The organism is Microbulbifer mixtoriginis (SeqCode) (genome assembly GCF_052467705.1).
On record NZ_CP174322.1, the window covers coordinates 3,963,682 to 3,986,835 of the forward strand.

General features: G+C 53.9%; 21 protein-coding genes. 11 read left to right on the forward strand and 10 right to left on the reverse strand.

Annotated features, from left to right (window positions below; all coding sequences use genetic code 11):
* Positions 1 to 3: 3 nt before the first annotated feature.
* From mreD to ACJJIB_RS17370, 3 genes are all read right to left on the reverse strand, one after another.
* Complete coding sequence (mreD, locus tag ACJJIB_RS17360; protein WP_252083011.1) at positions 4 to 483, reverse strand: rod shape-determining protein MreD; 480 nt, start codon at positions 481 to 483, stop codon at positions 4 to 6.
* A complete protein-coding gene (mreC, locus tag ACJJIB_RS17365) occupies positions 470 to 1,312 on the reverse strand; it encodes a rod shape-determining protein MreC (protein ID WP_444884021.1) in 843 nt (280 codons plus the stop codon). The genes mreD and mreC overlap by 14 nt, the downstream gene beginning before the upstream one ends.
* A 129-nt stretch (positions 1,313 to 1,441) precedes the next feature.
* Positions 1,442 to 2,476 carry a rod shape-determining protein gene (locus ACJJIB_RS17370; RefSeq protein ID WP_020412569.1) on the reverse strand — a complete coding sequence of 345 codons (1,035 nt, stop codon included), beginning with the start codon at positions 2,474 to 2,476 and terminating at the stop codon, positions 1,442 to 1,444.
* A 355-nt stretch (positions 2,477 to 2,831) separates the two neighbouring features.
* Here ACJJIB_RS17370 and gatC point away from each other — a divergent pair, with 355 nt between their 5' ends.
* The 6 genes from gatC to ACJJIB_RS17400 all read left to right on the forward strand — a co-directional run bounded on the left by gatC (position 2,832) and on the right by ACJJIB_RS17400 (position 8,581).
* Positions 2,832 to 3,119: an Asp-tRNA(Asn)/Glu-tRNA(Gln) amidotransferase subunit GatC gene (gene gatC / locus ACJJIB_RS17375; protein ID WP_444886975.1), complete on the forward strand. Its 288-nt coding sequence runs from the start codon at positions 2,832 to 2,834 to the stop codon at positions 3,117 to 3,119.
* 71 nt (positions 3,120 to 3,190) lie between these two features.
* The gene (gene gatA / locus ACJJIB_RS17380) at positions 3,191 to 4,636 is read left to right on the forward strand and encodes an Asp-tRNA(Asn)/Glu-tRNA(Gln) amidotransferase subunit GatA (RefSeq protein ID WP_444886976.1); all 1,446 of its coding nucleotides are present in this window, start codon (positions 3,191 to 3,193) and stop codon (positions 4,634 to 4,636) included.
* Between the two features lie 11 nt (positions 4,637 to 4,647).
* A complete protein-coding gene (gene gatB, locus ACJJIB_RS17385) occupies positions 4,648 to 6,099 on the forward strand; it encodes an Asp-tRNA(Asn)/Glu-tRNA(Gln) amidotransferase subunit GatB (RefSeq protein ID WP_444886977.1) in 1,452 nt (483 codons plus the stop codon).
* A 64-nt stretch (positions 6,100 to 6,163) separates the two neighbouring features.
* Positions 6,164 to 6,463, forward strand: coding sequence for a PA4642 family protein (locus ACJJIB_RS17390; protein WP_444886978.1), 300 nt, complete (start codon positions 6,164 to 6,166; stop codon positions 6,461 to 6,463).
* Positions 6,464 to 6,495: 32 nt separating this feature from the next.
* Positions 6,496 to 7,329 carry a sulfate transporter CysZ gene (gene cysZ, locus ACJJIB_RS17395; protein ID WP_252083017.1) on the forward strand — a complete coding sequence of 278 codons (834 nt, stop codon included), beginning with the start codon at positions 6,496 to 6,498 and terminating at the stop codon, positions 7,327 to 7,329.
* 160 nt (positions 7,330 to 7,489) lie between these two features.
* Positions 7,490 to 8,581 (forward strand): glycosyltransferase family 4 protein, encoded by a 1,092-nt coding sequence (locus ACJJIB_RS17400; RefSeq protein WP_444886979.1) that lies wholly within the window; start codon positions 7,490 to 7,492, stop codon positions 8,579 to 8,581.
* A gap of 37 nt (positions 8,582 to 8,618) precedes the next feature.
* Here the strand turns inward: ACJJIB_RS17400 and ACJJIB_RS17405 are convergent, their stop codons facing one another.
* The 3 genes from ACJJIB_RS17405 to ACJJIB_RS17415 form a co-directional block, all read right to left on the reverse strand.
* Positions 8,619 to 9,749, reverse strand: a complete 1,131-nt coding sequence (locus tag ACJJIB_RS17405; protein WP_444886980.1) for a hypothetical protein — start codon at positions 9,747 to 9,749, stop codon at positions 8,619 to 8,621.
* Between the two features lie 265 nt (positions 9,750 to 10,014).
* Entirely contained in the window at positions 10,015 to 11,547 is a 1,533-nt protein-coding gene (gene rhlB, locus ACJJIB_RS17410; RefSeq protein WP_444886981.1) for an ATP-dependent RNA helicase RhlB, read from the reverse strand.
* A 49-nt stretch (positions 11,548 to 11,596) separates the two neighbouring features.
* Complete coding sequence (locus tag ACJJIB_RS17415; RefSeq protein ID WP_252083021.1) at positions 11,597 to 12,214, reverse strand: HvfX family Cu-binding RiPP maturation protein; 618 nt, start codon at positions 12,212 to 12,214, stop codon at positions 11,597 to 11,599.
* Between the two features lie 126 nt (positions 12,215 to 12,340).
* Here ACJJIB_RS17415 and ACJJIB_RS17420 point away from each other — a divergent pair, with 126 nt between their 5' ends.
* The 3 genes from ACJJIB_RS17420 to ACJJIB_RS17430 all read left to right on the forward strand — a co-directional run bounded on the left by ACJJIB_RS17420 (position 12,341) and on the right by ACJJIB_RS17430 (position 16,251).
* Positions 12,341 to 13,054, forward strand: a complete 714-nt coding sequence (locus ACJJIB_RS17420) for an alpha/beta fold hydrolase (RefSeq protein ID WP_444886982.1) — start codon at positions 12,341 to 12,343, stop codon at positions 13,052 to 13,054.
* 216 nt (positions 13,055 to 13,270) lie between these two features.
* Positions 13,271 to 14,662, forward strand: coding sequence for an MATE family efflux transporter (locus ACJJIB_RS17425; RefSeq protein WP_252083023.1), 1,392 nt, complete (start codon positions 13,271 to 13,273; stop codon positions 14,660 to 14,662).
* Between the two features lie 86 nt (positions 14,663 to 14,748).
* Entirely contained in the window at positions 14,749 to 16,251 is a 1,503-nt protein-coding gene (locus ACJJIB_RS17430; RefSeq protein ID WP_444886983.1) for a succinylglutamate desuccinylase/aspartoacylase family protein, read from the forward strand.
* A 4-nt stretch (positions 16,252 to 16,255) separates the two neighbouring features.
* Here ACJJIB_RS17430 and ACJJIB_RS17435 read toward each other — a convergent pair whose 3' ends face one another.
* Genes ACJJIB_RS17435 through hemA form a run of 4 tightly spaced genes read right to left on the reverse strand, consistent with a single transcriptional unit; the run spans position 16,256 to position 20,426 of the window.
* Entirely contained in the window at positions 16,256 to 17,161 is a 906-nt protein-coding gene (locus ACJJIB_RS17435) for a cation diffusion facilitator family transporter (protein ID WP_444886984.1), read from the reverse strand.
* A gap of 39 nt (positions 17,162 to 17,200) precedes the next feature.
* Positions 17,201 to 18,031 (reverse strand): peptide chain release factor N(5)-glutamine methyltransferase, encoded by an 831-nt coding sequence (gene prmC, locus ACJJIB_RS17440; protein WP_444886985.1) that lies wholly within the window; start codon positions 18,029 to 18,031, stop codon positions 17,201 to 17,203.
* A gap of 38 nt (positions 18,032 to 18,069) precedes the next feature.
* Entirely contained in the window at positions 18,070 to 19,152 is a 1,083-nt protein-coding gene (gene prfA, locus ACJJIB_RS17445; RefSeq protein WP_252083027.1) for a peptide chain release factor 1, read from the reverse strand.
* A complete protein-coding gene (hemA, locus tag ACJJIB_RS17450; protein WP_444884013.1) occupies positions 19,149 to 20,426 on the reverse strand; it encodes a glutamyl-tRNA reductase in 1,278 nt (425 codons plus the stop codon). Before hemA ends, prfA begins: the two co-directional genes overlap by 4 nt.
* Before the next feature lie 234 nt (positions 20,427 to 20,660).
* Between hemA and ACJJIB_RS17455 the strand changes: the two genes are divergently transcribed.
* Positions 20,661 to 22,469 carry a tetratricopeptide repeat protein gene (locus tag ACJJIB_RS17455; RefSeq protein ID WP_444886986.1) on the forward strand — a complete coding sequence of 603 codons (1,809 nt, stop codon included), beginning with the start codon at positions 20,661 to 20,663 and terminating at the stop codon, positions 22,467 to 22,469.
* Positions 22,453 to 23,091: a lipoprotein insertase outer membrane protein LolB gene (gene lolB / locus ACJJIB_RS17460; RefSeq protein WP_252083030.1), complete on the forward strand. Its 639-nt coding sequence runs from the start codon at positions 22,453 to 22,455 to the stop codon at positions 23,089 to 23,091. The genes ACJJIB_RS17455 and lolB overlap by 17 nt, the downstream gene beginning before the upstream one ends.
* Positions 23,092 to 23,154 lie beyond the last annotated feature (63 nt).

Here is a 23,154-nt window from a genome sequence, read left to right on the forward strand (position 1 = left end):
CGCTCAACGAACCTGCAGCCGACTGCAGAGACGATGCAATAGCGGAGCAACCCAAGGCCATAGCAGGGCCGTGGTGAGTGCCGGCCATAAGAATGTCAGGCCGGGAACGGTTTTTCCCTCCAAACCATGTACCCAGTTACCCACAACCTGGTGGATACCCACCAAAACGAACACCCATAGAAGCTGCTGAGCTGGATTAAAGGCCCTGGTACGCTGGTAGGTTAACAGGCTGAAATAGGCCAAAACTGCCAGAGCCAATGCATGGGTACCGAGACTGGCTCCGCTGATCAGATCTTCCAGGATACCCACCAGCCAGGCAAAACCAACGCCCAAGGCCTGAGGCATACGAGTAACCCAGAAAATAACCAATAGCGCCGGAAACGCGGGGCGGAACCACAGCCACTGCTGTGGTAAGGGCATAACCACAAGTAACATCGAGAGAAAGAGCGTGAGCGTGATAAACCAGCGATTATTCGCTTGCAAGGCCCTGCCCCCCACTCCCGATTACCGCCAAAACAAAGCGGCTGCGACTCATACGCCCGCGCGGGAGCACTTCCGCCTCGGCAAATGGTTGACCCGGGTCTCGGGAGATCGACATAACCTCGCCCACCGGGTAGCCTGCGGGAAAACGTCCACCGAGACCGGAACTGAGTAGCAGATCACCCTCGCGGATATCGCTGGTATTCGCAAGATGCCTGAGCTTGAGGCGATAGAGGTCACCGGTGCCCTCAACGACGGCACGCATACTGTTGCGTAACACTTGGACAGGAATTGCGTGGCTGGAATCAGTGATCAGGAGAATCCGGCTGAACGCATCCCCAGCCTCAATCACCTGCCCGAGCAAACCACTCGCATCCATCACCGGTGTGCCCACATCAATACCATGATCGCGCCCTTTATCGATCAACAGCACATGCTCAAGGGGGTCCGGTGAGACACCGATAACCTGGGCCACCAGCACCCGGTCATCAACCATTTCTGCCGAATTCATCAGCTCCTTCAAACGCGTATTTTCCGCCTTGACCGCAGCCAATAATTGGCTGCGCTGCTCCAACAGCAATACTTGACGCTTGAGACGGTCATTTTCTTCAAGCAGCTCCTCGCGAGAGCGAAACTGCTCTCCAGCCCAATCGCCAACACGCTCTGGAGCACCAGTGATCCAGTAAAGAGGCGCTGTAACACCAGAAAGACGCTCGCGAGTAGACTGGAACCAATTGGTGTAGTGGTCTGCAACAATCAAGGCGATTGCTAGCGGCACCAATAATAGAAGGCGGAACTCAGGGGAGGGGCCGCGGGTAAAAAGCGGTTTCAAGGGCAGCCACCTTTGTACAGGTCAATGATTATTGATCTCACAATATATCGGATGTCACTGAAACGTGAAACTAACTGCCGGCAGGGCTACCTCACTAATTGTTAGGAAAACCCGCCAGCTTCAATCCACTCAGTTGGACATCAGATACAAACGGCTGCGATCCAACATATCCAGGGCCTTGCCGCCACCGCGGGCAACACAGGTAAGGGGGTCATCAGCAACGATCACTGGCAGACCTGACTCTTCCATCAGCAGGCGATCCAGGTCCCGCAGCAAGGCTCCACCGCCGGTTAATACCATGCCGCGCTCAGCGATATCCGAAGCCAGCTCGGGGGGAGATTGCTCAAGGGCACTTTTCACCGCTTGTACAATACCAGTTAGCGGCTCTTGTAAGGCCTCAAGAATTTCATCGGAATTCAGGGTAAAACTACGGGGCACCCCTTCCGCCAAGTTGCGGCCGCGTACATCGATCTCACGAACTTCACTGCCCGCGTACGCACAGCCTATTTCTTCTTTAATACGCTCAGCAGTGGCATCACCGATTACGCTACCGTAGTTGCGGCGTACATAGTTGACGATGGCTTCATCAAAGCGGTCGCCACCGATACGCACAGAGTCGGAGTAGACCACGCCATTGAGGGAGATAATGGCAATCTCAGTCGTACCACCACCGATATCCACCACCATTGAACCGCTGGCCTCCTCCACGTTCAGGCCAGCACCAATCGCCGCCGCCATCGGCTCTTCAATCAGAGATACTTCGCGGGCGCCGGCACCCAAAGCAGATTCGCGAATTGCACGACGCTCCACTTCGGTGGACTGACAGGGTACGCATACCAGCACACGGGGACTTGGGCGCATCCAGCTGTTTTCATGCACTTTCTTGATAAAGTGCTGCAACATTTTTTCAGTCACTTGGAAATCGGCAATCACCCCGTCCTTCAGTGGGCGAATCGCTGTGATATTACCGGGGGTGCGGCCGAGCATACGTTTGGCTTCCACTCCAACTGCCTCAACGATTTTCTGGCCATTGTAGTGACGGATTGCGACGACAGAGGGCTCGTCGAGTACTACGCCGCGATCGCGAACGTAAATCAGCGTATTGGCGGTTCCCAGGTCAATGGAGAGGTCACTGGAGAACATGCCCCGCAAACGTTTAAACATGGAATTCGATTACCTTGTACTAATTGTCAGCCCCCAGATCGGGCACTGCGGGCGCGGCTTATTTTATGGATACAAATCCTAGTTAGTCCGCGCAAATAATTCTGAGTTCCGAGCCGCATTTCGAATCGGAATTTACGCAATACGCCGGAGTCTCTGAGCGCCCGGCAGGATTGGGCAAACTCTAACAACGGCACCGGTTCAGGGCAAGGCTGAAGCCCGGCTAATCGATTGCAGATTTCCCCCTACAGCTGAGCCGGTGAGAATAGCGGCCTATTGTGCTAAATTTGCCGGCCCTGCCCCGTCCTTATACGGAGCAACCCAGATTCGCAACTGAAGCCGGAGGAGCTCTATTGCCATGGCTGTGGATACGCAAACCGTAGAGAAGCTGGCGGAACTCGCTCGCATCGCCATATCCGAAGAAACCATTGAGGAAGTCAGCGGCCGCCTCGGCGATATTCTTCAACTGGTGGACCAGTTACAGGCCGTCAACACCGATGGGGTCGCACCCATGGCGCACCCACTTGATGAAGTGCAGACCCTGCGAGCCGACAAGGTAACAGAGACTGACCAGCACCAGAGTTTCCAGAACTTGGCCCCGCAATCTGAAGAAGGGCTTTATCTAGTCCCCAAAGTCATCGACTGAACAGGCCCCCAGGCAAGCACCCAATTATTCGATTTCGCCCTGAGCCCGCCCAAAGCCTTTAAGGGAATAACATGCACCAGCTTACTATCGCCGAGATGATCCGCGGCCTGCAGAGCAAGGCATTCTCCAGTATGGAGTTAACTCGCCATCTACTTGCACGAATCCAACAACTAGACGACAGCTATAACAGCTTTATTACCGTAACCGAAGAACTCGCCCTATCGCAGGCCGAAGCCGCCGATCAACGTATTGCCAAAGGCGAAGCACCCACCCTGTGCGGAGTGCCAGTTGCCCATAAAGACATCATCTGCACCAATGGCGTACGCACCAGTTGTGCTTCAAAGATGTTGGACAATTTTATTCCGCCTTACGATGCCACCATAGTGGAAAACCTCAACGGCGCCGGCACCGTAACTCTGGGCAAAACCAATATGGATGAGTTCGCCATGGGCTCCTCCAACGAAAGCAGCTATTACGGCCCAGTAAAAAACCCCTGGAATACCCGTTGTGTACCGGGCGGCTCATCCGGAGGTTCCGCTGCAGCAGTAGCGGCGCTGCTAGTACCTGGAGCCACGGCCACAGATACCGGCGGCTCCATTCGACAACCCGCCGCGTTGACCAATACCACCGGCCTTAAACCTACATACGGCCGTGTATCCCGCTGGGGTATTGTCGCCTATGCTTCCAGCTTGGATCAGGCAGGCCCTATTGCGCGCAATGCTGAGGATGCCGCTTATCTGTTGTCTGCTATGGTCAGCCACGACCCAAAAGATTCCACCAGCCTGAACCGTCCGCATGAAGACTTCACCGCGGGACTGAGCGACTCTATCGCCGGCCTCAAAATCGGAGTCCCTAAAGAATACTTTGGGGAAGGCTTGAATGCTGAAACAGCCGCCCGCGTACAAGATGCCCTTAAGGAGTTTGAAAAACTCGGGGCCGAGCTGGTGGATATCAGTCTGCCACATACTGAGTTGGCTATTCCGGCTTACTACGTCATAGCCCCAGCCGAGGCCTCCGCCAACCTATCCCGCTTCGACGGGGTGCGCTATGGCCATCGCTGTGAAAACCCCAAAGATTTACGAGATTTATATATGCGCTCCCGCGGTGAGGGCTTTGGCGAAGAAGTCCAGCGCCGCATTCTGGTTGGCTCCTACGCGCTATCCGCTGGCTATTACGATGCTTATTACAACAAGGCCCAGCAGGTGCGCCGACTGATCAAGCAGGATTTTGTACAAGCTTTTGAAAAAGTCGATGTCATTATGGGGCCTACCACACCCTCCCCTGCGTTTGAGCTGGGAGCCAAGGGGGCTGATCCGGTAGCCATGTACCTGGAAGATATCTATACCATCGCCACCAATTTGGCGGGCCTACCAGGCATGTCTATCCCCTGTGGATTGGTAAACAATTTGCCTGTAGGACTTCAGATTACCGGTAACTATCTGGACGAATCCCGCATGCTCAATGTTGCGCATCAATACCAACAGGTTACCGACTGGCACCAAGCCAGCGCCGTATAAGGAGATCTATCGTGGAATGGGAAATCGTTATCGGGCTGGAAATTCACGTGCAGTTATCCACCCAATCCAAACTTTTTTCTGGCGCTAGTACCCGTTTCGGTGCGGCACCGAATAGCCAGGCCTGCGCCGTAGACTTGGCCATGCCCGGTACCCTGCCTGTCCCTAATGAAGAAGCCTTTCGTTACGCGGTTATGTTTGGCCTGGCGATGAATGCGGATATTGGTAAACGCTCTGTTTTTGAGCGTAAAAACTATTTTTACCCAGATCTCCCCAAAGGCTACCAGACAACCCAGTTGGAGCAACCTATCGTTGGGGCTGGCGAAGTTGAAATTCATCTAGAGGATGGCAGTAGTAAAAAAGTACGCTTGCACCACGCCCACCTAGAAGAAGATGCGGGCAAATCCTTGCATGAAGACTTCCACGGCATGTCTGGAATCGATTTAAACCGCGCGGGCACACCTCTGATAGAAATTGTCTCAGAGCCCGATATGCGCAGCGCCGCCGAAGCGGTTGCCTACCTGAAAAAAATCCACAGTATCGTCACCTATCTGGGCATCTCCGATGGAGATATGTCTCAAGGCTCTCTCCGCTGTGATGCCAACGTCTCTGTGCGATTAAAGGGAGAGGAAAAGCTGGGCACTCGCACCGAGCTTAAAAACATCAACTCCTTCCGCTTTGTTGAGCGAGCTATCAAAGTTGAAGCCGAGCGTCAGATCGATATCCTCGAAGATGGTGGCAGCATAGTGCAGGAAACCCGACTGTACGACGCGGATAAAAATGAAACCCGCTCCATGCGCAGTAAAGAAGTTGCCAATGACTATCGCTATTTCCCCTGCCCAGACCTCCTACCCGTAGTGCTCACCGATAACTATGTCGAGCAACTGCGTGAACTACTTCCTGAGCTGCCCGATGCCAAAGCCGAGCGCTTCCAGTCAGAGTACGGCTTATCTGCCTACGACGCTGACCAACTCACTCAGGAGCGCGCCAGCGCCGACTACTTTGAAACAGTATGCAAATCCTGCGGGGAACCCAAACTCACCGCTAACTGGATTACCGGTGAGTTAGCCGCACTGCTGAACCGTCAGGAAATCTCTATACAGGATTCCCCGGTTAGCGCCCAGCAGCTCGCCGGGTTAATCATGCGTATCAAAGACAACACCATCTCCAGCAAGATTGCCAAACAGGTTTTTGAAGCTATGGCACAGGGAGAGGGTGGTGCGGATGAAGTTATCGAAAAGCGTGGTCTCAAGCAGGTATCTGATACCGGCGCCATTGAAGAGATGGTAGAGACAGTTATTGCTGCCAGCAGCGCACAAGTAGATAACTACTGTAAAGCCGACGAATCCAAGCGGCCCAAGATGATGGGCTATTTTGTCGGCCAAATCATGAAAGCCTCGAAGGGTCAGGCGAATCCACAGATGATCAACAAGATCCTCAAGGATAAGCTCGACGCTCTACTTTAAACCTTTTTAACCTGCGGCCAGGTTCAATCTACCTGGCTTCTTTCACAGAACTAAGGAAAAGATTTTGAGCCTAAAAAAAGACAAACAAAAAGTCCTCGGTGAAGTATTTGACGAGGAGCGAATTGCCGGTTTCCTAGTGGGGGAAGCACCAAAAAATACCAACCGGGATTTCCATTTGCTTGAGCGCGCCTACCGCAGTATGAAAGCGGAGAGTTTTGCCACTTTTGTACAACTATTTCTCGCCGAAGGTCACGACCTCAACAGTATGGATCCGGGTGGAAAAACCTTATTAACCCGTATTAGTGAACACCGCCAGAGCAGCGAGTACATAGAAATACTAAAAGCCGCCGGTGCTAAACACTGATTGGCCGCCGCGCACCTGCGAGAGGTAACTTTATGACTTCAAATCCAGTCCATGGTATTGACGCGCTAATGCGCGGCGCCCGCCTATTAACCAAGCGTGAACTACGCCCCTTTATCCTGGTCCCCCTGCTGATCAACCTAGTGTTATTTATCGTGATCAGCGGTATCATGATTACCCAACTCGGTGGTCTCAGTGAGTTTATCAGCAGCCTGCTGTCACACACCCCAGTGGACACTACCAATATGTCCTGGTGGGAAGCCGTGATGGCCAAAGGTGCCGCCTGGACCGCCAGCGTTTTTCGTTGGCTCGCCTGGATCATTGCAATTCTGGTGTTGTTTTTATTTTTCCTCGCCTATGGCTATTTGTTTGGGATAATCACCAATATTATTGCGGCCCCTTTTAATGGCCTCCTGGCCGAGAAAGTTGAAGAACTTCTCACCGGTAAAGCACCTCCTGCTGAACCAATGATACAGATGGTATGGCGCACACTGGGACGGGAACTGCGCAAGTTAGGTTATTTTATTTTCTGGGGAGTGATCATTTTTCTGATATCCACAGTAACCAGCTGGACCATAATTATCCCTGCCGTATTAGCTGCAGTTTGGGGTGCCTGGTGTATGGCAATACAGTATGTTGACTACCCTCTCGATAACCACCAGCGTCCTTTTGACGAACTAAAGAGCGTACTACGCAGGCGCAAACTAACCAGCCTCGCCTTTGGTGGAAGCGTAATGCTGGCCAAAATGGTGCCCATTTTGAATATCTTCGTAATGCCTGCGGCAGTGGCAGGGGGTACCGCACTCTGGGTAGAGCGACTGCGCAGGGAGGGAGATCCTGGCACAAACTCTCACCAATACCCAGCCTAGATAGGAACAAGGTAATTGTCTGCCTCTTGATCTCTAGATAAATATTTCTTTGACTCCAGTGAGTGGCAGAATAAGTCTGCTTCTCACTAAAAATGCATCACACTGGCAAGGCAGTTACTCACCCACCTAATTATTAGTACAAGCGTTAATGAATATCCTAATGATTACCAATGAATTCCCACCCTCCATCGGTGGGGTTCAGACTCATGTGCTCGAACTCTCTAGAGCGCTTGCCAAGCTTAATCACTCAGTACACGTACTGACCAGAAAGCCTTATGAGAACACTCCCGAAACTGACTGTTTTGACGATGTAACTGTTGAGCGCCTGAAGTTGCCAGACAGTCACCTACTCTACGACTGGCTATTACGCAGAAAAATTCGCCAACAAGTACGTGAACGTAAAGTTGACATTGTGCATGTGCACGGCATGCGCCCTTTAAATGCCTGCAAGGGGCTAGATGTTCCCGTTATTTTCACCAATCACACCTCCTCATTTGTCAAAAGAGCACAAAAAGGGAAGAAAGCGCTCAAGAAGATGCGCAAACAATTGGATATTACTTCTAGCATACTTGCTGTCAGTGAAACCCTTATTGCCAACACTAAAGAAACGGGTTACCAAAAACCGATAAGCTTTACCTGTAATGGTGTAGATACTTCTGTATTTCATCCGGGAGAATCCTCCCTCAGAGAACAATTATCGATTCCAGCTAGTGCTTATGTTATCGCTATCGGCTGTCGACTCGAACGGGTAAAAGGTGTGCGTTTTTTGGCTGCGGCAGTTGCAGCGATTGATGACCCTCAACTGTATCTGGTTGTTGCTGGTGAGGGTAAAGAGTCAGCAGAAATTAAAGAGTTACTAAAAGATAAAATAAGCTCAGGACACGCACACTTTCTCGGTAATGTCAGCAACAAGGAGATGTCAAACATTTACCGCGCCGCAAACGCCTCTTCTCTACCTTCTTTTATGGAGGGAATGAGTATCGCCGGCCTGGAGGCAATGGCCTCGGGACTCCCCCTGATAGCCTCAAATGTTGGCGGCACGCCTTATATTGTCAACGATGGCATTACAGGCATTTTGACAAGGCCTGGCTCTGTGGAGGATCTACAAGGAGCCATTATGCAACTAATGAATGACCGAAATTTGAGTAATCGCATGGGGAATGCCGCACTTGCCGTGGTACAAGAGAAATTCAGCTGGGAGAAAGTTGCCAACCAAGTACTCACTCACTACGAACAGTTGACTCGCAAATAGAAAACCAGCTGGTACAAGAAAGCACTTTTAGTAGAAATCAGCTGCGAAGAGACCACAACCGCGGCACATCAACTGGCTTATCCTTAATTACGGGGGACAAGCATCTCATAATTCCTTCAAGCTCACGTAATAACAATGGATTTTCGAGGTACTCTCCCATCAGGCTTTGCAGAGATTCTCTTAACAGAGCATCGCGCAACTGTTGGGGATGCCTCACACCGGCAGATAGAATCTGCGGTAACCAAGAGGATAAATCCTGCAGGGTTAAATAGTCATTTCCCTCTTCGGGATATCCAGAAAAATCATCACTAAATGCCAAACCCGAAGAATGTTTGAGGAAATGACTGTTAAGCGATTTATTACAGCACTCAAATCGTCTAAAGAAGCGCTCTGCCTCAACTTTTGCAGGGAAAGGCTCCGAAACTTCCAACCTCATCATCGGCTTGATTTTTTTAATCTCCGACTTAGAAACGCCAAGCTCTATCAGCTTATTAGTTAACAGAAATTCCTTTCGACCGACTCCCTCATTCACACGAACAGATGGGATGCAAAAATTCACTCCAAGCAATGAGCAAAAATCACTAACCACATCGCCTTCACGCAAGAACTCAGCAGAGAAATCCCGCACATTCAGGGCAGTTTCCCCAAAAACTGCAGCCCATATTTTTAACTTTGAAAAATAGTCAAAATACATCATTAAGTCAGTATTGAGATGTGGAAAAGCACCTTCGCAATGCCCAAATAACAAGCTGGAGGGACTGACATCAGGTGCTGCCGCCCGTGCAGCCTGCCTTTTAAATGAGAATGCTTGTAAATCCTGCCGTCGCAAATAAACAACGACTTGGCAGCGATCGAAAAATCTTCGACACTCCTTGTAGAGACTATCAATATCTTCAAAGGTATGCAGAAAACACAGGTGCTCCGCAGACACAACGACATTATCACCGCGACTCGATGCCAGTAAGTCACTAAGCCGCCGGTTCAGACGATAGGACATTCGACCATTTTTTTTCTGGAAATCGACAGTACGAGAGGAACTCCCCTTTTTCCCCAAGGAAAGAAACTCAATACCTTTTGAACTTAATAATTTGGTGGATTGTTTTAGAGCAAGCTGCAGTGCACTAGAGCCAGTTTTATGAAAACCGATATGTAGGAAGAGAGTTCGCATTCGAATACTTTTTGATTTTACATAGGTAAAAAAACATCCGAATGCAAGGCTGCGTCAAACACCTGAACAAATGGAGCAGCCCACGGAGTGAAAATCCCAACAACAGGAAAAATCTATACCAGTGTAGTTCAAGGATAGAAAAGGGAGGTCAGAAGAGGGAAAAAGGCAAAAACTGATGCACTCATTACTTATTAAGTAGATAAGGTATGTTTCCAATTACTAGAAACGCCAATAGGCCTTTAGCGGCCTACTGGCTTAGATGGAGTCAATGGCGAGAACGCCCCCGGCCACCACCGCGACGGTTACCGTGCCCTCCACGATGGTCCCTATCACCACCACTGCGACGCACTTCGACTCTCGGGGGTTCCTTTAGTAGCTCTTCCGGTGGGACTTCACATTTGAGCTTCTGTCCCAGCAACTGCTCGATCGGCTCCAGACGCATAGCATCATCTTCACAGGCAAAGCTGATCGATGTTCCTGTCTTGCCAGCACGGCCGGTGCGGCCGATGCGGTGAACGTAATCCTCAGGCTCTTCAGGAAGCGTGAAGTTCACCACATGACTAATGCCATCAATATGGATACCGCGCCCGGCCACATCCGTGGCTACCAACACCTTGGTTTTACCCGACTTGAAGTCGTCGAGAGTGCGTACACGCTTGTTCTGTGCCACTTCGCCGGAGAGTAGACCGGCGGAAATGCCGTGGGCGAGCAGGTGTTCATGCAAGCGGCGACACTGGTCACGGCGGTTGGCGAAGACAATCAGACTGTCCACCTCATCTCGCTGCAAAATATTGTAGAGGAGTGCGTACTTCTCCTCACTAGCGGCCAGATAGACATGCTGCTCGACGGAATCGGTGGCCACTCGTTCAGGTTCGATTTCTACCACTACCGGCTCTTCGGTCCATTGCTCCACTAAGTCATCAACTTCGGGGGTGAAGGTGGCAGAGAAAAACATGGTTTGGCGATGAGTCTTGCGAGGTGTCTGGCGTACAATCCTACGAACCTGGGGAATAAAGCCCATATCCAGCATGCGGTCGGCCTCGTCGATCACCAGCACTTCCACTTGATCCAGGAAGCAATCGCGGTTGCCGACAAAATCCAATAGGCGCCCCGGTGTCGCCACTAGAATATCCACTAATCGCTCATTCAGATTGCGCTGTTGCTTATCGTAATCCATCCCCCCCACCAGGGTATGGATTTCCAAGTCGGTGTATTTGCACAACGCCTTGGCATCATCGGCGATCTGCATTACCAACTCGCGAGTGGGAGCGATGATCAGGGCGCGGGCTTCACCGGCGTAACGCTCACCATCAAAGGGATGACGCAACAGATCATCAATGACGGTAATTAGGAAAGCTGCGGTCTTGCCAGTGCCTGTCTGGGCCTTGCCCACCAAGTCGTGGCCATTCAGGGTGTGAGGTAGAGAATGGCCCTGGATTGGCGAGCAGTACTGGAAACCCAGGTCGTGAATACCACGCATTAACTCCGGCGGCAGGCCCAGGTCATGGAAGCGGACCTTGCCCTCTTGCTCTGGAACCTTGAAATCACCCAAGGACCAGGGCGTTGCCGGGGCCTCCGCCTTAGGAGAGCGAGAACGCTGACGTCCCCTCTGGGAACTTTTGCCGCCGCTCCGGCGCGAACCTCCCTCGCTCTGGCCAGATTTCCCCTCGGCTTTTTGGCCCCCACGAGGCTTTTTAGAGGGATTCTGGCCACTTTTACGCTGCTGGGAGTGCTCGTCTCCCTGGCGGGGAGTCTTCTCCTCAGAGGAGGAGGAACGGCGGAACAACTTTCCTATCAAGTGAAATACTCGCTCAAATGTTCAAATAATCGGCGAGTATACCACCACTCTAGGTGGATTCTCGCCCACTACAGTGGCGGCACAGCCAATAATCAATACTAAAGAAGCGCCCCGCCCCACTACATAACAGTGCCAACAACATAATGAAGTAGGTCGCAGAAAACTCTATGCCGTTCTTCAGAACAGTAAAGCTACCCTTCTCGGATAACCACTCATAGTTGCCGTGCTCTTTTAAGAGTTCTATAGCCTTCTCTTTGCGAGTGATGGCTTCATCAATCAGGTCCTCGCGCCACTCCCAAGGAGCAACCAGAGTTTTATCCGGCAGGGCTGACCATCCATTCTCCCAGTGTGCTGTAAACGCCGCCACCGCCATCACAAACATTAAGGGGATCGCCACCAACCTAGTGGCAAACCCCAGTAGGATGGCAATACCACCAAAAAACTCCGTCAATGCCGCTGCCCAAGCCATAAACAGTGGTGCCGGCAGGCCAAGACCCCAGTCGGGGTTACCAAACCAAGCGGCCACACTATTGATATCCCCCATTTTATTGAGGCCCGCCAAAATAAAAATCGGCGCCAAATAAATCCGTAGTGCCAGAGGCCCGAGCCAGTCGATTTTCTGCACCCAATGCACAAAGCAGCCATACCAACGACCCAGGGTATTCATAACAGAACCATCCTTTTCACTCTCTTTTCAGTATATGTGTTCACTTTAGTCGAGCGGCCCAGGCATCTCTTACACTGCCTCCAACTAAGCTTGTTCTTCCAAATCGCGGAATGGAGTAAATGCATAGTGAATACCTACGTACTGGTTCATGGCCTATTTCTCGGGGGATGGTGCTGGGGCCCCCTAGCCAGGCTGCTGACTGCCAACGGACACCGGGTATTCACCCCCACCCAGACAGGCCTGGGAGAGAGACGTCATTTACTTTCACCCACAATAGGTATGGATACTTTTATCCAAGACCTGGTGAACGTAATCGAATTTGAGGAATTAAACCGGGTGATTTTAGTGGGGCACAGCTTTGGGGGCATGGCGGCCGCCGGCACCGCTGACGCACTTCCCGAGCGCATTCGCCATCTCGTTTACCTGGATGGTGCCATTCCCAATCCCGATCACGCTTTTGCCGAACAACTACCGCAAGATATCCTCGCACAACGCCTGGCAGAGGCAAAAGAAATTCACGGCACCCGCTGTTTTTTACCGATGGATCCAGCACAAATGGGGATTAAGAGTCAGGATGTTCAAAATTGGCTGCGCCGGCATATGACCCCTCACCCCGTGAAAACTTATTTGGATCCCATCCAAATGAGACTCCCACCCGAGCAAGGACCGGCCTGCACTTTTATTCGCTGCACCAAGCCCTACTACCCCCCAGCCAATGTAAGCGGTGAACGCGCGCAAAAGATTCCCGGCTGGCACTACCGAGAAGTTGCCGTCAGCCACGGTTGTATCTTTCTCACACCGCACAAAGTCGCCAGATTATTGCAGGAAATTCCTCTATAGCCGCTGGGAGAAAACATGATTTAGCCGTAGAATATTCCGCCTTTATGGCGACGGGAAATTCTTGCTGTCAGCTCCCATCCAGCTCCCCCGCTCTGCTTTAAAGATCATTTGGCACAACCGACTGCCTCAATAACATTTTCTGCCCAGTCCCGGCTGAACTTGGCTGATATACCAAAATCATCGACAGGCTCTGCCTTAATAAACTTGGTTTTTCCCTTGCTCAAGATTTACCGACGCGCCATCTCCACCGAACTCTCCCACCTCACCACTCTGGGGGGCCCCTTAGTAGTCAGTAACTTGGCAGTGGTGAGCATGGGCGTTGTAGATACCATTGTCGCCGGTAACGCCGGGGAGGTAGACCTGGCCGGCTTGGCGCTGGGCTCAAGTATTTGGGCTGTATGCGCAGTTACCCTAATCGGCCTGCTCGCTGCAGTATCCCCGGTTGTTGCCCACTTGCGCGGAAGTCGCGATGAGGAAGGTTGTGCAGCCCAGTTACACCAAGCTCTCTGGATTGGCTTGATCGGCGGCATATTAGTGCTACTTGCCCTGCTCGCGGTGCCTGTGTGGAGCCAGTGGATCAAAACCGAGGAGCCTGTTCGACAGGTTTTACAAGGTTATATCCTGGCACTCACGGTAGGCACCCTACCCTTTGCCCTCGGAACCGCCCTGCGCGGCTATTGTGAGGGTATGGGACAGGTGCGCCCAGTCATGCGTATATATCTGGCCGCCGCCCTGCTTAATATCCCCCTGGATATTCTCTTTGTATTTGGCGCCGGCCCTATACCTGCTATGGGCGGTGCCGGCTGCGGCTGGGCAACCGCAGCGGTAAGTACTCTGATTGCTATCGCCCTGTTTTGGCACGCCGCCACAGATCCGGTATACCACCAACTCAAGCTAAAATTGATACCGCCCAGGCCCAACTGGCCCATTTTGAAGCATCTTTTGGCTGTAGGACTGCCGGTATGTGTCGGCGCTGCCAGTGAGGTCACATTTTTTGCCAGCTTGACGATTCTGCTCGCACCCTATGGTGCAGCCATAGTGGCAGCGCATCAAATCGGCATGAGTATCGGCTCGATTTTTTACCTGGTAGCCCTGGCGCTAGCCCAGGCCCTGAGCATCCGTACGGCACACTTACTCGGCCAGAAGCGCCCCAAGCGGGCACTGTTTGCCGGTAAAGTGGGGATTGGTAGTGGCGTCGTGTATGCCCTCGGAACAGGTGTACTACTGATCACCTTTCGCCACCTGTTTGTACAGGCTTATACCAACAATGCGGAAATTATTGCAGTGGCAACCAACCTACTACTGCTCTGTGCCGCCTACCAATTGGTAGACGCCGCTCAAGCCATGGCCTGGGGAGCACTGCGAGGTTACAAAGACACCCGCGTTCCCATGTATATACAGCTGTTCTCTTACTGGCTGGTAGGGCTCTCCAGCGCCTATTGGCTGGGTGAAAACTTCTGGGGCGTTTATGGCTACTGGACTGGTGTCTGTATCGGCCTGGGCACCGCCTCAATCCTATTAGCGCTTCGACTGCGACGAACCAGCCGCAAAGCCATTGCCAAAACCTGGGGAATACAGGTTGGTTCACATTCCCAGGGAACGCTTTGACTATACTGGCGCTCCAAGTCCCCAAGCGTGCCGGGCAACAACAATAACCGGCACCGCCCGCACAAGCAGTTAACCGGAGTTACCCAATGATCCCGCGCCTTTTTCCCAACGGGCCCCGGCGCCTGTTGAGCCTTGCCCTGATTTTGGCCTCAGCCCAGACCTGGGCAGTGAGTGCCACCACCGGCGAACAAGAAAAACCCAGCGTGAAGGCACAGGAAAAAGAGCAGGAAGGCGTCATCTCAAAGGCGGAAAACTTGCAATTGGACCAGCCGGTGATTACCGAGCTGGGCCCACCCAGTGGCGCCGCGGAACCAATTATTGATACGCAGGCCAATGGGGAAGCCCCCCCTCAGAAATCACTGCCCCAGGCGGAAAATCTGCAGTTAGACCAACCCATCAATGAACTGGAAGCACCGCCTTCAAATAAAGAGCCGCAAACCAGGCCCACAGTAGATACACCCACTCAGCCAGAATCATCCCCTACCGGAAATACTTCTATGGAAGTAGAAAAGGCCAAGCCCCTGCGCTTGCTCGGTGCCGAGGTAACCCCGGCAACCTCCACCCGCCTGGCCTGGTCTCCCAGTCAACACTTTGAGGGTGTCTACAGCCCCACCGCCGTCCTGGTTGTCAACGGTGCCAAACCGGGACCGGTACTCTGCCTGACCGCAGCGGTCCATGGAGATGAATTAAACGGCGTAGAAACGGTGCGCAGGGTCATGTACGACCTCGATGCTGAACAGTTAAGTGGCGCGGTAATCGGCGTGCCTATCGTTAATCTGCAGGGCTTCCACCGCAGCTCACGCTACCTCACCGACCGCCGCGACCTGAACAGGCACTTCCCCGGAGACCCTAATGGCTCTTCTGCCTCACGGATTGCCAACTCCTTTTTCCACGAAGTCATCAGCCGCTGCAATGCAGTGGTAGACCTGCACACAGGCTCTTTTTACCGCACCAACCTGCCGCAGTTACGCGGCGACCTCACCAACCCCAGAATCGTGAAAATGACCAAAGGTTTCGGCTCCACTGTGGTACTCCACAGCGCCGGGGCCAAAGGCACCCTGCGTCGCGCCGCGGTGGATGCGGGTATCCCCACTGTAACTCTGGAGGCTGGCGCGCCGATGGTGCTGGACGAGCGCTCCGTTAGCCACAGTGTGAAAGGGATTCGCACCCTGCTTAACCAACTGGGTATGGTGAGCAAGTTCCGCCTATGGGGTGATCCCGAGCCCGTGTACTACAACTCCACCTGGCAGCGGGCTTCCACTGGCGGCATTATTTTTAGTGAGGTTCAGTTGGGAGAGTTTGTGCGCAAGGGAGATCTACTGGGCACAGTGACCAATCCCATCACCAATGTGCGCACAGAAATTCGCTCGCAGCACAACGGCCGTATTCTCGGCATGGCGCTGGATCAGGTGGTGCAACCTGGCTTCGCCGCCTACCACATCGGTATCCAGGCTCCGCAGGAACAAATCAGCCCGCCCGAAGAGGTCATCCCAGAAGAGGCGGCTGCACAAAAACCCCAATCTCCAGATGCCCAAAAAACAAGAGTATCCGACAATAGCGCCGCGGACCTCCAAGGGGACGAGGACTAGCCCGCTACTGCGGGCCACTCACTTTATCGATAATCCTGGGGCTGGGCTGCTCCAAGGGCTCCGGTTGCAAAGTGATATGCTCGATATCAAAGCGCTTGGTCAGGGTCCTCCTCAAGCGCTCCAACACCGCGGGCCAAGCACTTAAATCATCCACCACAATGTGTGCCGACAGAGAGATGGTGCTGGAATCCAGACGCCAAATATGCAGGTCGTGTACTGAGCGCACACCTACCTCCGCGGCCAGGGCTTCCCCCACAACTGGCAGGCTCAATTCCCGAGGAACACGCTCCATTAGCACATCCACCGCATCACGCAGCAGACGCACACAAGAAATCAAAATCAGAAAACAGATCAACAGCGATAACAGCGGATCAATCGGCACCCAGCCAGTAAAGTAAATCACCGCACCCGAAGCCAGGGCGGCTACTGAGCCGAGCATATCCCCCATCACATGAAGCAATGCGCCGCGAATATTGAGCGTGCGCTCGCCACGCAGTAGCACCCAAGCCGCCAGAATATTGATCAACAGGCCCGCTGCAGCTATCAACATCACCGTACTGCCGTGCACCGGTTGGGGGCTGCGCAGGCGGTTGATCGCCATAAAGGAGATTCCCACAACAATCAGCAACATAATCAGGCCATTCGTCACTGCTGCCAATACTTCCGCACGCCCCCAGCCAAACGACAATTCACGGTCTGCGGGCTTTTTTGCCAGCACCGCAGCAATAGCACCCAGTGCCAGGGCAAAAGTATCCGTGAGCATGTGGGCGGCATCCCCGAGTAGCGCCAGGGAGCCCGACAGCCATCCACCGATGGCCTCAACAATTGAAAAACTAAGCGTCAGAATCAGAGCAATAATTAGCGGGCGGAGGGCGCCATTTCCATTGCGATGGTGAACGTGATCGTGCATGAGCTCCCTCCCTTTTAAATCCTAGTAATACCCGCCCGGCTAGTTTTTTCGCCCCAGGGTTATGCGCTCCCAGCCGGAATAGTCTTTGCGACTCTCCACCTCTCTGTAACCGGCAGCAATAAAAATTTCCCGTACGGATTCTGCCTGCTGCCAACCGTGCTCTACCATCAGCCAGCCGCCGTCTTGCAGAAAATTTCCCGCGCGATTGGCGATTTCTTCAATATCCGCCAGCCCATGGCGCTCAGCCACCAGCGCAGAGTGTGGCTCGAAACGCACATCGCACTGGGCCAGATGAGGATCCGCTGCATCGATATAGGGGGGATTACTGACGATCAGGCCAAATTGCTGGGGCGGCAACTGGGCAAACCAATCACTTTCCAGGATCTGCACATTGGTGAAACCGAGGCGCCTGCGGTTATCCTCCGCTAACGCCAGGGCAGCGGGAGACTTCTCCGCCGCAATAATCTGCCATCCCGGTTTTTCCGAGGCCAATGCCAGGGCAATTGCCCCACTACCAGTTCCCAGGTCGAGTGCGCGCAATTTCTCTTGAGGGCAGAGTTCCAGCGCGGCTTCCACCAGCAGTTCAGTATCCGGGCGGGGAATTAATGTAGAGGCATCGACCCTCAAGGTGAGAGACCAGAACTCCCGCTCACCGGTCAAGTGAGCCACAGGTTCACCCTCTTTACGACGCGTCAGCAGTCCATCGAACTCACTCTGCTCACTCGTGCTCAGCTCGTACTCCGGCCAGGTATACAGCCAGCTGCGCTCACGGCCGAGAATATGTGCCAACAGGACCTCTACGTCGAGTCGCGCTGACTCGCTGTCGATAAGCTCAATACTGCGGGCGAGATTATCCTTCACACTGCTCATAGGAAAACTCTACCCAATATCGCCACACAACACGGCAACTACTGCCCCATCGCCGCCAGCTGATCCGCCTGGTGTTCGGTACGCAGCGGCTCAATCACCTCTTCCAGGGCACCCTGCATCACTTCATCGAGCTTGTACAAGGTCAGACCGATACGGTGATCGGTTACACGCCCCTGGGGGTAGTTGTAGGTGCGAATGCGCTCGGAACGATCGCCGCTACCCACCAGGCTACGACGGGCATCAGAGATCTCCTGTGCAGCAGCCGCCTCTTGCTCGCTGGAAAGCTTGGCCTGTAATAGTGCCATCGCCTTGGCCTTGTTTTTATGCTGGGACCGCTCGTCCTGACACTCCACCACGATGCCGGTGGGTAGGTGCGTCAGGCGCACAGCGGAGTCGGTTTTGTTGACGTGCTGACCACCAGCTCCCGAAGCGCGGTAGGTATCCACACGCAGATCGGCCTTATTGATCTCGATCGCATCGCGCTCGTCTGGCTCCGGCATTACCGCCACGGTACAGGCGGAAGTGTGAATACGCCCCTGGGATTCGGTTTCCGGCACTCGTTGCACACGGTGTGCACCGGATTCAAACTTCAGCCTGGCGTAAACATCTTCACCGGCCACACGGGTGATAATCTCTTTGTAACCGCCGTGCTCGCCAGCATTCTCACTGACAATTTCAATACGCCAGCCCTGTTTTTCTGCGTAACGCGAGTACATACGGAAAAGATCGCCGGAAAAGATCGCCGCTTCGTCACCGCCGGTGCCAGCGCGAATTTCCAGGAAGACATTCTTGCGGTCATTGGGGTCCCGGGGCAGCAGCAGGGTTTGCAGCTCGCGCTCCATGGGCTCCACCTGGACCTCTGCCTCACGCAGCTCCTCCTGGGCCATTTCACGCATCTCGGGGTCGCTCTCGCCAAGCATTTCCCGCGCCGCAGCCATATCCTCTTTCAGCTGTTTGTAACGGCCGTAACACTTGACCACTTCTTCCAGCTCGGAGTACTCCCGCGATAGCTCACGGAACTGATCCTGATCGGAAATTATGCTGGCGTCACCAAGCAGCGCGGAAACTTCTTCGTGGCGCTCCTGCAGATTCTCCAGCTTGTTCAATAGGGATTCTTTCATTTCTGTTTTTTCTCTAATTCGGTATCGGCGAGATCATCGAGCCCCACCACTTCGCGGGCGATACGCAGCCGCTCCAGATCGCCATCCGCAGTCGCTTTTTTCAGGCTGATCGTGGGAGCATGGATCAATTTATTGGTCAGTGAACGGGCCAGCTGCTCCAGCAGACGCCTGGGGTCATCGCCCTTATCGAGCTGCAGCAGTACCCGCTCAAGTTCGGTGCCACTTATCTGCTGTGCGCGCTGGCGGTAGCTGCGAATCGTGTCCACCGCTCCGAGAGCACGCCCCTCTTTGGTAAATTCCGCCGCAGCGCTATCTACAATTTCCCCGGCGGCCTCGGCGGCGCGTTCGCGGGAGCGCATCCCCTCATCGATCACGCCGCGCAGATCGTCAACACTGTACAGGTAGACATCGTCCAGCTCGCCGACCTCGGTTTCAATATCCCGTGGCACAGCGATATCCACCATAAACATGGGGCTGTGACGGCGCTTGCGCAGCGCGGATTCCACCGCCCCCTTCCCTAAAATCGGCAGCTGACTGGCGGTGGAGCTAATCACGATATCGGCGCGGGACAAGTGCTCGGGAATATCTGCCAACAGTATTGCTTCAGCACCAAAATTTTCCGCCAAAGACTGCGCGCGACTCAGAGTCCGATTAGCCACAATCAGCTGCTTAATGCCCTGATCTAACAGGTGGCGCGCCACCAGTTCCACCGTCTCACCGGCACCGATCAGCAGCGCAGTTTGTTGCTTCAGGTCGGTAAAAATACGCGAAGCCAAGGATACTGCCGCATAGGCAACAGAGACGGGGTTTTCACCAATCGCCGTCTCTGTGCGCACCTTTTTCGCCACGGTAAATACCCGTTGGAAAACCCGGTGCAACTCACTGCCGACACTGCCAGACTCCCGCGCCACCGCATAGGCGGACTTGATCTGGCCAAGAATTTGCGGCTCCCCAAGGACCAGTGAATCGAGCCCACAGGCGACGCGCATCATATGGCGCACCGCCGCCTCACCACTGTGGATATAGCTGCAACCTCGCAGCTGCTCCAGCGGTACCTGATGATACTCGGCCAGCCACTGCAGCAGCGGCTCCGCCTCCACATTGCCGTAGATTTCGGTGCGATTACAGGTGGAAAGAATGGCGAGTTCCCGGCAGTCGAGCGCCTTACGCGCATCCCCCAGGGCACCGGACATCACCTCGGGTGCAAAAGCGACCCGTTCGCGCACCTCGATTGGCGCACTGTCGTGGTTGATCCCCAGGGTAACAATTGGCATAGAATTCCGTCGGCTAAATCTAGAGGCGCGTCATCCGCATTCGGGGCGCATTTTCACGGGCCACCGCTTTGCTTGCAAGCTGATGAGGCGGTTTAATTATGCGCTGATTTGAATAACCGGCCCAGGGCCCGCGCTCCAGAAGCGGATTCACGGCTAGAATTATATGGCGATAAACGTTTAAAACACGCCACTCTGACACTGCATCCCAGTAGCAGCCATGTATGGATACGATCTATGCTTCCACCCCGTCGTCCGCTCCCCCTCCTCAAAAACCAAACTCTATCACTCGGTGCGCTCTGCCTATCCCTCGTCTACCTACTGAGTGCCTGCGCCCAAATGCCGCCTGAAACGACAACCAATGAGGAAACCGAGCCTTCAGCTCGGGAACAGCATCGCGATGAAGGGACGGCCGCTGCCGGGGAGGATACAGCGCGCAGCTTCCCCATAGATACGTTTTACACACTGCTGGTAGCCGAAGTCGCCGGTATACGCGAACAGTACGATGTGGCCCTGGCCAACTACTACCACCAGGCTGAAGTTACTAAAGATGCAGGCGTGGCAGCGCGTGCAACCCGCATCGCACGCTTTCTCAATGCGCGTCAGGCCGCACTGCGTTCGGCACAGTTGTGGGCTGAGCTGGAGCCGGACAATGCGGATGCCCAACTGGCACTGACCGCAGAGCTCACCTTGTCTGGAGAGTTTTTAGAGGCCATGAAACACGCTGAGAGAGCGCTCGCTCTCGGCGGCAAAGCACCGATGCAATCTCTCGCCGCCACCGCCATCGGCCATCAACAACTCGATAAACAACTTCGTGCTGAATTTGCCCGGCTGGCTGAGGTTTACCCCAATAACGATGAAGTCGTTATGGCCTATGCCATGGTATTGCGTGATGCGAAGCAGTACAGGCGCGCCCTCGCACTGGTACGCCACATTCAGGAACAACACCCCGAACAAATCGATGCACCGCTGCTACAAAGCCATCTTTTGGTGGACTTGGATAGACGCAACGAAGCCATTCAATTATTGGAAAATTTAGTCAAAATTTATCCAGAGGAAACCCGCCTGCGCCTACAATACGCGCGCCTGCTTATTCGCGAAGACCTCAATCTTGCTCGCCAACAATTCGCCGAATTAGTTAAACAGCGTCCAGAGGACGGCAACCTGATTTTATCCCTGGCGTTGATTCACTATGAAACCAACCAGCTCGGTGAAGCCAAACCCCTGCTCGACCGTCTACTGGAACTAAAACAACACGAATCGGCGGCACACTTTTACCTGGGCGGACTCGCGCAGAAGCGGGGTGACAACGACACTGCCGCCGCACACTTCCAACAAGTGCAACCCGGCAACGATTACGTGGAGGCCATTACCAAGGGCACCAAGCTACTCGCAGTCAGTGGTAAACACCGTGAAAACAGCCTGTGGTTTGCCAAGTTGCGAGAGCGGCACCCCGGACAGGTAGAACATTTTTTCCTGATGGAGGTCGAACTGCTGCGCAGGAATGGTGAGCCACAGATGGCCCTACAAGTGGCAGACCAGGCCATTTCTAAACTGAGTAACAGCGGCCGCCTGATGTATAGCCGCGCCCTGCTCAACGATCAGTTGGGCAATGCCGCAGCGTTTGAGAAGGACCTACGTACACTACTGGAACGCGACCCGGATAACGCCACGGTATTAAATGCACTGGGCTACAAACTGATCGACGATGAGACCCGCCGCCAGGAAGCCCTGCAACTTATCAGCCGGGCTCTGGAGCTGGAACCGGAGGATCCAGCCATTATCGACAGTATGGGCTGGGTGCAGTACCGTCTGGGGAATTATCGCGACGCGGAAAAATATTTGCGCAAAGCCCTGGAAAAACTGCCGGATCACGAAATCTCTGCCCACTTGGGTGAGGTGCTCTGGGTCCAGGGGGATCGCGAAGCGGCCCTCAAAGTCTGGAACGATGGGCTGGCCGCCAATCCAGAGAGCAAAATTATTCCGGCTGCGATGAAACGACTGCAAATCAAAGAAACACTGGAACAACATGTATCCGACAACTGACGCCGCTACCCGTAAGTTTTATTTACTCCTGGCAACAGCATTGACTCTGCTGATCTCCGCCTGTGCTGGCCAAAAGACCAAAGAGCCCGTTGCTCAGGAGCCCCCCGGCGAAACTGCAGCTCCCACCTCGGTAGCCCAACTCAAGCAGTGGACTATCAAAGGAAAACTCGGAGTGCGCTCTCCGGCAGATAACGGCAGTGCCAATTTGACCTGGCAACAGAGTGGCCCGCAAAATTTTCGTATTCACCTAAGCGGCCCCTTGGGTGCTGGTACCACGATAATTTCCGGTTCCGCTGGCGGTGTCAGTCTGGTGCGCGGCAATGAAGCGCCGGTAGTCGCCCGCGATGCCGCCCAACTCACCCAGCAAACTCTGGGCTGGCCGCTGCCGGCTAGGGAAATGTTCTACTGGGTACGCGGTCTTCCCGCGCCTGGGCCAAGAGGCGCTGAAAAACACAACGGCCAGGGCGAGCTACAGAGCCTGCAACAATCCGGCTGGTCCTTGCGGTTCAGCGATTATCGCCAAAACGGCCCTTACTTACTTCCCACACGTATTAAAGCCCAGACCAACGGTGCCGCCGGGCCGGTACAAGTCACTCTGGTAATTAAGGACTGGGCTTTTTAAATGCCGAAGCCCCGGCATGCGGGTATGATGCGCCCAACAGAATTAACCGGCCCAACATTCCCG

Bases quoted from the DNA above. Each gene is read 5' to 3' on its own strand.
- ACJJIB_RS17400 (WP_444886979.1), top strand. From the start codon at position 7,490: ATGATTACCAATGAATTCCCACCCTCCATCGGTGGGGTTCAGACTCAT.
- hemA (WP_444884013.1), bottom strand. From the start codon at position 20,426: ATGCCAATTGTTACCCTGGGGATCAACCACGACAGTGCGCCAATCGAG.
- gatC (WP_444886975.1), top strand. From the start codon at position 2,832: ATGGCTGTGGATACGCAAACCGTAGAGAAGCTGGCGGAACTCGCTCGC.
- ACJJIB_RS17455 (WP_444886986.1), top strand. From the start codon at position 20,661: ATGCTTCCACCCCGTCGTCCGCTCCCCCTCCTCAAAAACCAAACTCTA.
- prfA (WP_252083027.1), bottom strand. From the start codon at position 19,152: ATGAAAGAATCCCTATTGAACAAGCTGGAGAATCTGCAGGAGCGCCAC.
- ACJJIB_RS17415 (WP_252083021.1), bottom strand. From the start codon at position 12,214: ATGAATACCCTGGGTCGTTGGTATGGCTGCTTTGTGCATTGGGTGCAG.
- ACJJIB_RS17435 (WP_444886984.1), bottom strand. From the start codon at position 17,161: ATGCACGATCACGTTCACCATCGCAATGGAAATGGCGCCCTCCGCCCG.
- ACJJIB_RS17370 (WP_020412569.1), bottom strand. From the start codon at position 2,476: ATGTTTAAACGTTTGCGGGGCATGTTCTCCAGTGACCTCTCCATTGAC.
- cysZ (WP_252083017.1), top strand. From the start codon at position 6,496: ATGACTTCAAATCCAGTCCATGGTATTGACGCGCTAATGCGCGGCGCC.
- ACJJIB_RS17430 (WP_444886983.1), top strand. From the start codon at position 14,749: ATGATCCCGCGCCTTTTTCCCAACGGGCCCCGGCGCCTGTTGAGCCTT.
- lolB (WP_252083030.1), top strand. From the start codon at position 22,453: ATGTATCCGACAACTGACGCCGCTACCCGTAAGTTTTATTTACTCCTG.
- gatA (WP_444886976.1), top strand. From the start codon at position 3,191: ATGCACCAGCTTACTATCGCCGAGATGATCCGCGGCCTGCAGAGCAAG.
- prmC (WP_444886985.1), bottom strand. From the start codon at position 18,031: ATGAGCAGTGTGAAGGATAATCTCGCCCGCAGTATTGAGCTTATCGAC.
- ACJJIB_RS17405 (WP_444886980.1), bottom strand. From the start codon at position 9,749: ATGCGAACTCTCTTCCTACATATCGGTTTTCATAAAACTGGCTCTAGT.